A 13,051-nucleotide genomic window follows, 5' to 3' on the forward strand; every position below is an offset into this window, starting at 1 on the left:
TCAAAGATTGATGCAAAATAATGGGGGAAACCGTGATGTATACACCAAGTGTTGAGGGAATTATTGAAGCTGCGGTTAAAAAACGGGATCAAATGAACGCAAACCTGTCACGATATATGGTTGCTGCCTTGATGGCTGGTGCCTATGTAGGGCTTGGCATCGTTCTGATCTTCAGTATTGGTGCTCCGCTCCTAGCGGCACAGTCACCGTTGCAAACCATGTTGATGGGCATGTCCTTCGGACTCGCGCTCACGCTGGTTATCTTTGCCGGATCGGAACTGTTTACAGGTAACAATATGTTCTTTACCATGAGCACGCTCGCAGGCCGGACCACAGTGAACGAAACGCTGAAGAACTGGGGGCTCGTCTTTGTTGGTAACCTGCTCGGCGCAATTCTATTAAGTCTACTCATTGTAGGCAGCGGCCTGTTCAAAACGGCTGCGCCCGAACATCTTTTATTTGTCGCTTCTGCCAAAAAGATGGCTGCTCCCGTATCGGAGTTGTTCTTCCGCGGCATTCTCTGTAACTGGCTCGTCTGTCTGGCGATCTGGATGGCTGCTCGCACGAAAGAGGATATCGCCAAAATTGCTCTCATCTGGTGGTGTCTGTACGCCTTTATTGCAAGTGGGTATGAGCACAGTGTTGCCAATATGACTTTGCTGTCCTTATCCTGGTTGCTGCCAAACCACCCGGATACAATCACGATGGCAGGCTGGTTCCACAACATGATTCCGGTGACACTTGGTAATATCATCGGTGGTGCCCTCTTTGTCGGCATGGCGTACTGGTACACTTCACCGGTACGAAAAAAGGCATAATAGTTGACCTATTGCACTTATCTACGTTAGGTAGCATAACATTTGCACAGATGAAGCCACGATGGATGCCGAACTCACGTTCAGTCACACATCGTGGCTTTTTATTGTTTGTCGATAAGCTGTTACTCTCTCGTACGGTTCCCATTCATCCTCTCGTCCTTTTATAGCTTCATTTTACCTTCGTTGCTATCCGCGTTAATCCACAGTTGACATAACTGGCGTATAGTCGATGGATACTCACACTTATACTCAACCAGCAAAGGATGATCGCTTATATGGGAATCCATACGTACTTCAGGTCACTGAATGATCTTGAACGTATTATTCGTACACCTGGCAAATTCAAATTCGAAGAACATAGCGTATCCGCTCATTCCTGGAAAGTGGTACAGTACGCCAAAACGCTCGCAGATATTGAGGAGCAACATGGAACCACAATCGATTGGAAGAAGTTATACGAAATTACGAGCAGTCATGATTATGGCGAAATCTTTATCGGTGATATCAAAACACCAGTCAAACATTATTCACTGGAGCTTCGTTCGATGCTGCAAAAGGTGGAAGAAGGCATGGTGGAACATTTTATTAATGAAAATATTCCTGAAGAGTTCCAGCCTATATTCCGCAGACAGCTGCGTGAGGGCAAAGATCAATCGGTTGAAGGACTGATTCTCGAAGTCGCAGACAAGATGGATCAGGTATATGAAGCCTTTGCTGAGCTCCAACGTGGCAATACGGAGAAAGAATTTATCGTTATGTACCGTTATGCCTTGGTCAAAATCAAAAATATCGACCTCCACTGTGTGCAGTATTTCCTGGAACAGATTCTCCCCGACATGATCGAAGAAGGTATCCGCTCCCCGTTTGATATTCGCAAAATAACCGAAGAAGCTCTTGCCCAGTGATCAGCTCAAGTCAACATGGTGCTCATCATCCATGGACAGGGCTTTTTTTCGTTCCTGCAGTTGCAGTCGGTATTCGCTAGGGTACATGCCCGTTTTGTTTTTGAAAATCCGGCTGAAATAGTGGGAGTCACTGTACCCTACCGCTCCACCAATGGTCTTGATATCCATATTCTCGTGCGTGACGAGCATGCGTTTTGCTTCATTAATCCGCAGACCTGTCATATATTTTAGCGGAGTCTCACCCGTTACTTTCTTAAAACACTTTCCGAGATAGTCCACACTAAAATGCATCTGTCCCGCCATATCCTGGAGTGTAATCTCATGCATGTAATTCTGCTTCAAATACAACTTAACGGCCTCTGCGATATCCTCCGGCTTCACCTGCTCATCTAGTACGGCACTGACATGCGCAAGCGAATCCACAGCGCTCCCAAGCTTCAATTCCATCGCATCCAGCAGTGTACGAAGCTGGTCTTCCGATAATGGTTTGAGCAGATAATCCTCCACCTTGTAACTGATCGCCTGCCGTGCATATTCGAATTCATGATAACCACTCAGAATGACAATTTTCACATGCGGATAGGCAAAGTACAGATGTTTGGCGAGTTCCAATCCATTCATTACCGGCATCTGTATATCGGTTACAACCAGATCAGGTACAGAATGTTCAATGAGCTGTAATGCTTCCTGACCGTTCCGCGCTTCACCGATCACCTCGAACCGGGTGTCCAACTCTCTGAATTTGCGCGAGACATTCCGGCGAATCAGGGCTTCATCTTCCACAATAATCGTTCTATATTTGATTGTCACGGGTTCAGTCATGCTCCTTTCGAATGGAACCACCTATCGTAATCTGGACACCGCCGGAAGGCTTGTTCGTAATCTGCATGTGGGCTACTGTGCAATACCATAATTTCAATCGGACCCATATATTTTTGAGTCCCATGCCGTTAATTTCGAGGTCAGGCATACGCTCCCACTCCTGTGACTGTTCAATGTAATGCATGATTTTGGCAAGTGCCTCGGGTTCCATGCCAGGTCCATTGTCTTCCACGCGGATCTGCCAGGTCTGCTGTACCGCATCCATATCTCCAGTAATATTCAGTTTCCATGGCGGGGTATCACCCAGTCCATATTTCATGGCATTTTCGAGTAGTGGTTGTACCATCAGCATCGGAACCTGGATATACTTCATCTCTTCCGGAATATGAAACTCGTAGTGCAGATCATCCTCAAACCTAATCTTCATACACTCCAGATATCGCTCACAATAATCCAATTCTTGAGACAGGGGAACCCCGTTCTTACCCGGAGTAGAAATATAACGCAGCATAGACGCAATATTGGCGCAGAACGCGACAATCTGCTCATTCATGCCTTCTTCCGCCATGATGCTAATATTAGTGATGTTGTTATAGAGAAAATGCGGGTTCATCTGGGATTGCAGCGCCAGTAATCTCGCTTCTGTCTCCTGAGATTTCATCGCCAGCCTGTCCTGAAACGATTGCACAAGCTGTTGATTCAGCCGGATAAACGTATCATTTAGCTCATCCATCTCCCGAATAGAACCGGGATGCTCCAGCTTGAACAATTGACCGGAATCCTGACCCGATACCAGATCATTCTCACCCGTTTTGAGAATAATGCGCTGCAAACGATGCAGCGGCAAAGTAACCCGTTTGGAGATCAGATACGAGAGAATCAGAATCAGCATGAGAGTAGCTAGCGTGGCACCGATAAACATCACAGCCATCCGGTTGAGACTCGCGAAAAGGGACTGTTTGGACTGCATGACAATAACGGTCCATCCCGTCTCCTGTGACGTCATGTACGTCATCATCTGTTTGGACTGACTCAAAGGATCGCTAATCTCCTGCATCGTATCAGGCGGAAATGAAAGATTTTGAATCAAGTCCACATCATCGAAATGGCCTGCTTGAGAAGCATCGGCATCCGAAGAAAGTGGATACAACCGTGTATTTTGTTCATCCACTACATAGATCCGAAGATCATCGTTACTCGCCTGCAAATCATTCAAATGCTGGAACAGGGTTCCGGCATCCTGCAAAATCTCAACAACACCCTGGCTGACATAGTTGCCATCTTTGTACACCCGAGTAAGGGAAATGTAGGATTGATCTGATTTCCCCTCACCTGTTGGCATGGGCAAAGCTCCCCCCTCTAACAGTTGAATCACCCGCCAGCCGCTCCGCTCCCAGGTTTCCTTGTACCACGGTCGCTTAGTCAGATCCACAGACAGTTGACCGTTGAATGCACCCGCTCCCAGCATCTTGCCATTTACATCATAGATATTGGCCTGTTTGGCTGTATTGGAGCTGCTAATGATCGCGAGAATGACATCAATTAGTGTGGTTGTATCCTTATACAATGCCGGATCACTCGTCATTGTCTGCTCGCTATCTTCCGCTGGTGCCAAGTAGTGACTGAAGTGTTCTTTGACCAGATTGGAGTACACGATATTCATGGAGAAGTTGTTCATTTTCACCACTTCCTGATCCAGGTTACTGACGATTGACACCCCCAGTTGTCTCTGTTGTTCTTCACTTCGATGACGAATGTCACTTGCGAGAAAAACATACAGAAGCCCCGCCACAATCAGCGAAAAGATAATAAATACCGCAGAGTAATAGGCAAACAGACTTTGCTGAAGCGTTCCAAATCGATATCGCAATTCCCACACACCTCGTCTTATGATGATATCTGTCACACCATTCGAAAATGTCCACCCAACAGAACGCTTTTGTCTATTGAGCACATCCGCTGTTCACAGTAAAGTTATCCACATAAGAATACGCTTACATTAAGCGTTTCGGCAAGTGACAATTTTCTTTATATTCCGGGAGGTTTAATGATGAGAAAACGATTTCTATTTTCGCTTGCAAGTGTGCTCCTGCTCTCCACTCTGCTGCTTGCCGGGTGCAACTCAGGTAAAAGTACGGAAGGTTCGGGTAAGGTGACTCTCACGTTTGGAACAAGCCAATCCGGTATACCGCGTACAGGCATCATGCAAACGATGGCCAAGGAATATGAGCAGGAGACCGGTGTCAAAATTGATTTTCAGGTCGTACCTGACGCACAGTGGCGTGACCTGATCAAGGTAAAGCTGGCCTCTGGCGAAGCACCTGACATTTTCAATGTTGATGTGGACCCACTGAGCATGCCGGCTAACGTAAGACCGGAGGAAAATGCCATTGACCTAACCAATGAGGAATTCACAGGTCGGATGTCTGAAGAGATTTTGCCAACCGTCAGTCACAATGAAAAGGTGTATGGGGTTTCTTTTGCGCCAACGAAAATCTGGTATGTGTACTATAACAAACGTATCTTCCAAGAGCTCGGCATAGAGCCTCCTACATCCTATGCCGAATTCAAGACAATCAGCCAGAAAATTAAGGATAAAGACATTATTCCGTTCTATCAGGCACCTGCCAGCGGGTGGTATCAGGTTCTGCCTTTGTTCGAAACGGGACCTAACTATGAGCAAACAACAGCGGGAACCTACGAGAAATTAAATAACAATGAGATGAAAGTCGCAGATATGACTCAACTCAAGACGGTCATTGAACAGTTAAAAGAATTTGCGGATCTCGGTTATTTCGGCAAAGACTTCTTGTCCAATACGGTAGAAGCGGGAATTGAAGCGTTTGGTCAGGAAAAAGCTGCTATGTTGCTTCGGGTTCCAGGGACGGAAAAGGAAGTTTCCGAAGCGTATCCGGCAATGAAAGACAATATGGGGTTCTTTGTCATGCCGTGGGGAGATAATCAGACGATTGGTGTGAATCCCGGCGGTTCAGCTGCCATGTTTGGTAACAAAAACAGTAAACATCCTGAAGAAGTGCTGAAATTCTTCCGCTGGATTACAGAGCATGATCATCTGCAACGTGTGTTCGATGAAGGTGAAGGCAATCTGACGATCTGCTGGCCGGAAATCGAACCTAAGCTGACACAGGACTATATTGATTATGAGAAAAATCATGAAAAAGGTACGGTCATGCAGGCCGCTGTGAAATATATTGATCCACAATGGATGGATATTGGCAAGGACTTGTCAGGCATGTTCGCTGGCGCAATGACACCGGATCAGATTTTGCAAAATATTGATAAACGTCGTGCTGAACAAGCCAAAGTGCTGAAAGATGAGAAGTGGCAGTAACAGCGCATATTTCAGATAAATATAAACGCTGAACAGTGTTACATGCAGCGGGCGTTTGCCCGCTCATGTATTTTGGCAGGAAGGAAAGGTGTTACCGGTTATGAATGCAAACAAAATCTATCCCTGGTATTTCTCATCTGGAGCGATTGTATTATATCTGCTGTTCATCGTTGCTCCCGCCCTGCTGGGCATCTATTATTCCTTCACTGACTGGAATAGTTATAGTTCGGAGAAGAACTTTATCGGTCTGGAGCATTTCCGCACTATTCTGGCGGGTGATCCGACCTATCTGCTTTTTATCAAAAACACAGTCCTCTTCACCCTGGTTACATCCATCGCCAAGACGGTTCTCGGCTTGTTTCTGGCCCTGCTGCTGGTCAGCGGTGTAAAGGCCGCGAATCTGCACCGGATGATCATCTTCTCCCCACAGGTGCTGTCGTTCCTGATTGTTGGGCTTGTGTTCAAAAGTCTGCTCGACCCAAACAACGGGTTCGTTAACGTAACCCTGCGTTCATTAGGGCTGGATGTTCTCGCCCAGAACTGGCTGGGCTCCCTAACCTGGGCCATGCCATCCATCATGGCAGTGGACACGTGGAAAGGCATGGGGTACATCATGGTGCTGTTCATCGCCGGACTGCTCGCCATCCCCCGGGATTATTACGAGGCAGCGTCCATTGACGGCGCCGGATTTGGGCAAAAGCTGTTCCGGATCACCATTCCGATGCTGATGCCTACCATTACCATCGCCACGGTACTCAATATTACGTATGGGCTGAGAGTATTCGATGCCGTATACGTGCTAACCAACGGTGGCCCCGGTAACGCAACAGATGTCATTAACACGGCTGTCTATTCCTCTTTTGCCAAAGGGTATTGGGGACTGGGGAGTGCGCTATCTACCATTCTGTTTGTCATCATGGCGATCATCTCCTTTTTCATCATTCGTTTGATGAACCGAAAGGTGGAATACTGACATGCGATTGAGAAAAAGATTGGCTTCGATCGGGTTAAATGCACTCGCCTGGCTGCTTAGCCTGGTGGTCTTGATTCCTTTTGTGGTCATTGTACTGAATTCATTCAAGTCGGACGCCGAGGCCAAAGTGCTGAAACTGACGCTGCCCGAGAAGTTTATCTTCGAAAATTACAAAATCGTCTATGAACAGGGACACTTGGGCGGTTCTTTTTTCAACAGTCTGCTGCATTCCGGGGCTTCTTCTATGCTACTGGTGTTTGTTGTGGCCTTCTCAGCCTTCACGTTATCACGCAACCATTCGAAGCTCAGCAAGTTTCTGTACTTCTTCCTGATTCTCGGTATCACACTGCCGCTCAACTACATTCCGCTGATGGAAGTCATGAAGTCCATGGGTATGATCAATTCACATGTCGGCATGATTCTGCTCTACACGGCTATGGGTATTCCAATCTCGCTGTTCATTACGTATGCGTTTGTGTCTAACATCCCGAAGGAGCTGGATGAAGCCGCGATCATGGACGGATGTAATGGGATCAAGCTGTTCCTGAGAATCATTGTACCTTTGTTAACCTCGGTGCTGGTAACGGTATTTGTTCTTAATTTCCTGAGTGTCTGGAATGAGTTTACTGCCCCACTCTATATGCTGAATACAGTGGAGATGTGGCCGATGACACTGGCTGTATATAACTTCTTCGGGCAATTCAGTGCCCAGTGGAATCTGGTCAGTGCCGATATTGTGCTCACCTCATTGCCTGTGTTGATTGTGTTCCTCATTGGGCAAAAGTATATTGTAGGAGGACTAACTTCTGGGGCTGTTAAAGGGTAAGCTCCACCGACAATCCAATACACAAACGCATCTTGTCTAAGTACATCTGCTGACTCCTCAGCACAAAAAAGCCCTTGTCTGCTCATCGTGTGAATAACTTCTTCGTACAGAAGAAGCATCACACGCTGCTGCGGACAAGGGCTTACGCTGTTGGATTCGAATTAATCGTGCGCCAATCCGCCAACATCGGATGGAGTCGCTATATCTGGGCTCTGCTCCAGAGATTTGATCATTTTCAAACGGGATGTGATTATTGCGATCAGAATAACAAACAGACCCGCGATGATAAACAGAAAGGCAATACCTCTGCCTGGCCCAGTTCCAATAATTTGACCAACAGACGAAGCCAGTGCTCCCCCCTCCATCAGCAACGGATTAAACACATGGTCGGCCAGAAATCCAGCCAAACTGTACGCGATAATAAACCCGAGTTGTGACAGAATACCAATGATTCCCCATACCCTGCCCTGCTTTTCGTTGGCGATATTGTTTCGCACCAGCACATCTGCGCTCATGTTGACAAACGGCAGCGATGACAGGAACAGAAAACCTGCGAAGATAATAAAATAAATGTTGGTGGATATCCCCAGAAGCGAGAAGGACAAACCGCACAAGATCAGACCCATCACAAGCACACTTGCGTATCTCTTTGTTATTGTAAATATGCCGATGCACAAGCTGCTAATCAGCATGCCGATGGCGCTAACAGACTGAAACGTTCCAAGTGTCTTTGCATCCGTGAATGACAGAAGCATCGGACCAATGAGTGTCTCCAGGAATCCTAGATAAAAGGTGACAAGTGAAATAATCACCACCAGCAACAGTACTCCCTTGTTGGTTACAACTTCCCTCCAGCCCTCTTGCATATCGGTGATCCAGTTTTTGTCTTCTTGATCCTCTCGCTCCACCTTCATGCTCTTCCGAATAACCAGCACAGCTAGAATGGCAACCAGGAATGTCAGAATATTAATGACCAGAATGACTTCAATGGTTGTTATACTAAGCAGAATGCCCGCAATGATGGGTGAAAACAGAAACTTCGAGGATTCAGCCAGTTGTACAAGACCGCTTCCTTTCGAGAACTGATCCTTATCCAGTAGGTCCGTAGCAGAGGCCTTATATGCCGGGCTCTGCAGCGCGGAAAACACGGAACTAAAGGCCACTCCCACATAGATATGCCATAATTGGATATCACCTGTGAGCATAATCGACAGAATGAAAATCAAACCGGCTGCCGACCCCAGGTCGCCGATAATCATCATCGTTCGACGGTCGAATCGGTCGGCCAGTACCCCTCCAATAGGTCGAAGCAGGATATTCGGCAGAAACGTGAATAAGGTAATCAATGCAACACTTGTTGCCGTATTCGTTTTTTCGAAGGCATACACCCCCAGGGAGAAGGCTGTCAGTCCAATCCCAATCATGGAGATGAGCTGACCGAACCATACTACCAGAAACTTTTTAAATGATTTTTGAACGGTATGTTCCATGGATGATACTCCTTTCTCGGCTAACCTTGATTCGGAAAATAAAGACGAGTGACGTAGGCGAAGCTTCCTTTTTCTGCTCCCAGCACACGTTCCATAATATGTGTGAATGCTTCAACCTTTTTTTGGAGTTCTTCCTCCTCCCATTGAAAGATGCCTCGATCCAGCAAAAATTGTGACGATACAAGCAGGAATTCGATGGATTCCTTTGGGTTAGGTGTATGAAATACCCCCTCCTGAATGCCCTGCTCTACCACCTCGGCCAAGATGGGACTTAATCGAATTACCGTCTCTACAAGACTCTTTTGGTGCATCTCCACATTATGAACACTGTGCAATTGCTCGATGAGATCATGTTTTCTGCCGTCTGGCTGATTCTGCGCCATCATGATGCGAAAAATTTTGTCATGGGCATTCAGTTTGGGATCGGACACCACGTGCCTAGCCGATGCCTCCCCGCTCAGAATAAAACGCATAACGATGGCGTTCATAACCTCTTCCTTGGACTGAAAATAATAATAAAATGTACCCTTGGCAATGTTGCACGCCTGTAGGATATCCATGACCGTAGCTTTGGTATATCCCTTTGTTACAAACAGAATCTCGGCGGCATCCAAAATCTCATTCCTGCGTTCTTCCGGGTTTTTTATCAGTCTCATATCCTGGCCTCCGATACGTTCGACCGACTGTCGGTCTATTGTAGTCATGGAGTTCTTTTTTTAGAACCCCATTTCAGTCAACCATTGCGCCAAATGGCTTTCCCTTGTTTTCAGATCCTGACGCTCTCTTGCATATTTTCCAATATTTTTGTCTGCAACCAGCTTACCGTCCATCATAAACAGTACACGTTCCGATCTGGCAGCGACTTTCACATCATGGGTCACCAGCAGAATGGTTGTACCCGTTGCATTAATATCGCCCAGAATATCCATGATCTCATACGTTGATTTGGAATTCAGCGCCCCCGTTGGTTCATCGCCGAATAAAATATCTGGATTATTGATCAGCGCACGGCAGATGGCAATCCGTTGAAGCTGTCCGCCTGAGGCTTGGGTGATGTTATGCCCGGCCAGCTCATCAATCCCCATTTTTTTCATTAATGACATTGCCCGTGTATTAATCGTTTCTCTGCTGCTATTCTTGGCCAGATACGCGGAAAGTACGATATTGTCTAATAGATTCAGATTCTTGAGCAGATGAATATTTTGAAAGATGAATCCCATCTTGGTCAAACGTAGACTTGCCAGATCTCTCTCCTGAAATGCCGATATTTTTTTGCCATTAAAATAGACACTTCCAGCGCTAATCTGATCCATACCACTTATGTTGTACAGTAAGGTAGACTTGCCTGAGCCAGAGGGCCCCATGATGGAAACAAATTCTCCCTTTTTTAATTGAAGATTGATATCTTTCAAGATGTTATGTTCTTCATTCTCGCCGATCGCTACGGATTTATTCACGTCTTTAGCCTCAAGTATAGTTGTCATCGTTGATCCTCCCTATTCGACAATCATTTTGGATATGCTCGTTTCCTTGATCGATTGGATGCTAATCCATGCTGTCAGTACAATCGTGCCTGCAAGTAACAATGGACACAAGATATATGCCTGTAACGGGTTAACAACAAAAACAATATTGGAAGCACCGAACGTCGACATAATGGCACTAACCAGCAACGGACCCAACGTATTGGACAATATCGTTCCAGTAACAACCCCTAAGATTAATATGACAAGTGACATCACGACATACTTGAACTTGATTTTAGACAAGGCAAACCCAAGGCTTCTTAGTACAGCAATATCGTTGTTGTCCTTGGCTACTAACATCTGAAGGAACAGTGCTGTAATTAAAATAGATATGAAGACACCGATGACCAAGGCCAGCATCGTCACCAATTTCAATTGTTGGATGGTTCCGCCTAACGTCTGATCCAGATAACCTTGAAGATCGGTTACTTTGGCTGGCGAGAAAGCCGCCTCATATTCAGCAATTTTGGTAGCCATGTCGCCGCGATTATTCAAATCCAAACTGACCACATACCACAACACACTATCCTTGTTGTAAGGCAATAAGGCCTTCGCCGTTTTGCCACCATTTGTAACGTCCTGGTATATTCCGCTGACCGTCATCATCTGGTCCTTGCCATTAACCAGCAAGGTAAGTTGCTCACCAGTCTTCAGACGCAGCTCGCTACTGTTTGCATCAGATAACGCAATTTCATTCTCGGTTGTTGGTGCATTACCACTAACATAAGACAATGGGAAAATACTGAAATCCCCAGTTTCTACACTGAGATTGTCGTAAATTCCTTCCGCATTTTTAATCTTGAACTGGCTTGTTACCAATGGGGAATACGTTTTGATGTCTTTATCATTTTGGATCTGGGCAACCAGATTGTCATAACGCTGCTCCACATCGTCTGTGTGCCTCAAGTCAATGCGAATATCACTTTGTCCAACACCCATATAAGAAATAAAACTTGGCGCCTGCAAAGTGTTCAGGAAGTTGACCGGCACAATCATGATAAATGAACTGACTACAAAGACAAATAACAATAATCGGAACATCTTGATTCGCTGTATCACTTCCTTCAGACCAAGAAAGACTGGTACGGAGGACCAGCGATTGCGGGACAAACTGAGCCGATTTCGAATGATCTGTGTATCTCCCAGGCTCCCGGTACGGAGAGCATCCACCGCGGAGATGGAACGAAAACGCCGCAGTACCGTTCGACAGAACAGAACAACCATGGCAAATATTATTCCAGCGGCTAATAACGGAATCGCGAAATGCAACAGGGTTGCAGGTGCTTTTCCCATATACAACATGATGTTGGAAACAAATAGTCTGTTAACGCCCAGTGATGCAATGTAACCAAGCACGGATGCGAATCCTGCCATAAATACATACTTCATCAGATACAGTCTCTTAATATCCTTCTCTGCGATCCCTATCGCTTTCATGACACTAATCTCACGATAATCCTCTTCGATGGTCGCAAGCATCGTGAATCGGATGCAGAGCATCGCGATCAGAATCAGCACAAGACTGACCAAAATAATAACGGCTGCAATAACTCCGTCGGTCATGGCATTCAGTACCTGGAACAGCCCATAGGTTACGACGGGACCCGCGTTGGGAAGTCCGGCATTTTGGTAAGCCTGGGTAAATTCACTCGTCAGTCCGGGATCCGTCAACCGGAATTCGATGAGATACTCCATCTCTCCGATGCTCTGCTTCAGTTCCTGCAAATTCCCTGCACTCACAATAAACCGTTTGGAGTGAACAACCGATGGATTCATCTGCGCATCACGGACAAAATCAACGATAGTGTAAGAACGCTCAAATTGACCATTATCGATCCGAACCTGGTCGCCCACGCTCAATTTTTTTTGCTGCATGTAATATACCGGAACCGCGATCTCGCCATCGTTCACCTGAATAATCTCACTGTCCAGATTCAACAAATAGTCGAAACCCTGATTCTGTGTAACAAAGTCAATGTCCATAACACTGTTCTTTTCGGACTCTGCTCCGAGGAACAGATTAGAGCCGTCAATGTTGACCATTTCCACAATCTGATGCTGCTGGACCATGGCATTTTCTTCAGCCCATGTGTTCACTTTGGCCTGATCGATCTCTCCGGCATGCATTTGCACAAAGTGTGGTGTTTTGGATTCAGAAAATAGATATTGGATGGAACTCGTCAGTTCCATAATCATTCGTGACCCTGAAGATACCAGCAAGGCGGCCAGTAGTACAAAAATAAATAAAGCAGCCGTAATCCCTTTTTTTCTCGTTATATCGTTTCTCAGCATTCGTAGCAGCATAAACGAACATGGCTCCTCTCATCTACAAGTTGTTC

The 13,051-nt window shown here is 46.1% G+C and carries 11 protein-coding genes; 5 read left to right on the plus strand and 6 right to left on the minus strand.

The genetic code is table 11. The features are described from left to right. The first annotated feature begins 35 nt into the window (after positions 1-35). Positions 36-818: a formate/nitrite transporter family protein gene (locus tag AC6CIF_RS07015; RefSeq protein WP_498198675.1), complete on the plus strand. Its 783-nt coding sequence runs from the start codon at positions 36-38 to the stop codon at positions 816-818. Positions 819-1,093: 275 nt separating this feature from the next. Beyond that, positions 1,094-1,723: a YfbR-like 5'-deoxynucleotidase gene (locus AC6CIF_RS07020; RefSeq protein WP_074095934.1), complete on the plus strand. Its 630-nt coding sequence runs from the start codon at positions 1,094-1,096 to the stop codon at positions 1,721-1,723. Here the strand turns inward: AC6CIF_RS07020 and AC6CIF_RS07025 are convergent, their stop codons facing one another. Then, positions 1,724-2,533, minus strand: a complete 810-nt coding sequence (locus AC6CIF_RS07025; protein ID WP_221821924.1) for a response regulator transcription factor — start codon at positions 2,531-2,533, stop codon at positions 1,724-1,726. Positions 2,534-2,537: 4 nt separating this feature from the next. Beyond that, on the minus strand, positions 2,538-4,415 hold the full coding sequence (locus tag AC6CIF_RS07030; RefSeq protein ID WP_498198678.1) for a sensor histidine kinase: 1,878 nt from the start codon (positions 4,413-4,415) through the stop codon (positions 2,538-2,540). Positions 4,416-4,595: 180 nt separating this feature from the next. On the opposite strand from AC6CIF_RS07030, the gene AC6CIF_RS07035 reads away from it, so the two are divergent. The 3 genes from AC6CIF_RS07035 to AC6CIF_RS07045 all read left to right on the plus strand — a co-directional run bounded on the left by AC6CIF_RS07035 (position 4,596) and on the right by AC6CIF_RS07045 (position 7,696). Then, on the plus strand, positions 4,596-5,897 hold the full coding sequence (locus tag AC6CIF_RS07035; protein WP_498198680.1) for an ABC transporter substrate-binding protein: 1,302 nt from the start codon (positions 4,596-4,598) through the stop codon (positions 5,895-5,897). Positions 5,898-5,997: 100 nt separating this feature from the next. Next, on the plus strand, positions 5,998-6,870 hold the full coding sequence (locus AC6CIF_RS07040; RefSeq protein WP_091028318.1) for a carbohydrate ABC transporter permease: 873 nt from the start codon (positions 5,998-6,000) through the stop codon (positions 6,868-6,870). Between the two features lies 1 nt (position 6,871). Continuing rightward, positions 6,872-7,696: a carbohydrate ABC transporter permease gene (locus tag AC6CIF_RS07045; RefSeq protein WP_498198682.1), complete on the plus strand. Its 825-nt coding sequence runs from the start codon at positions 6,872-6,874 to the stop codon at positions 7,694-7,696. A gap of 161 nt (positions 7,697-7,857) precedes the next feature. On the opposite strand, the gene AC6CIF_RS07050 is transcribed toward AC6CIF_RS07045, so the two are convergent. Genes AC6CIF_RS07050 through AC6CIF_RS07065 form a run of 4 tightly spaced genes read right to left on the minus strand, consistent with a single transcriptional unit; the run spans position 7,858 to position 13,016 of the window. Next, the gene (locus AC6CIF_RS07050) at positions 7,858-9,186 is read right to left on the minus strand and encodes an MFS transporter (RefSeq protein ID WP_133385584.1); all 1,329 of its coding nucleotides are present in this window, start codon (positions 9,184-9,186) and stop codon (positions 7,858-7,860) included. Between the two features lie 20 nt (positions 9,187-9,206). After that, positions 9,207-9,842 (minus strand): TetR/AcrR family transcriptional regulator, encoded by a 636-nt coding sequence (locus tag AC6CIF_RS07055; protein ID WP_133385585.1) that lies wholly within the window; start codon positions 9,840-9,842, stop codon positions 9,207-9,209. Positions 9,843-9,902: 60 nt separating this feature from the next. Continuing rightward, positions 9,903-10,670, minus strand: a complete 768-nt coding sequence (locus AC6CIF_RS07060) for an ABC transporter ATP-binding protein (protein ID WP_091028310.1) — start codon at positions 10,668-10,670, stop codon at positions 9,903-9,905. A gap of 12 nt (positions 10,671-10,682) precedes the next feature. Then, positions 10,683-13,016, minus strand: coding sequence for an ABC transporter permease (locus tag AC6CIF_RS07065; protein ID WP_498198685.1), 2,334 nt, complete (start codon positions 13,014-13,016; stop codon positions 10,683-10,685). Positions 13,017-13,051 lie beyond the last annotated feature (35 nt).

Source organism: Paenibacillus sp. GQ49 (assembly GCF_059759055.1).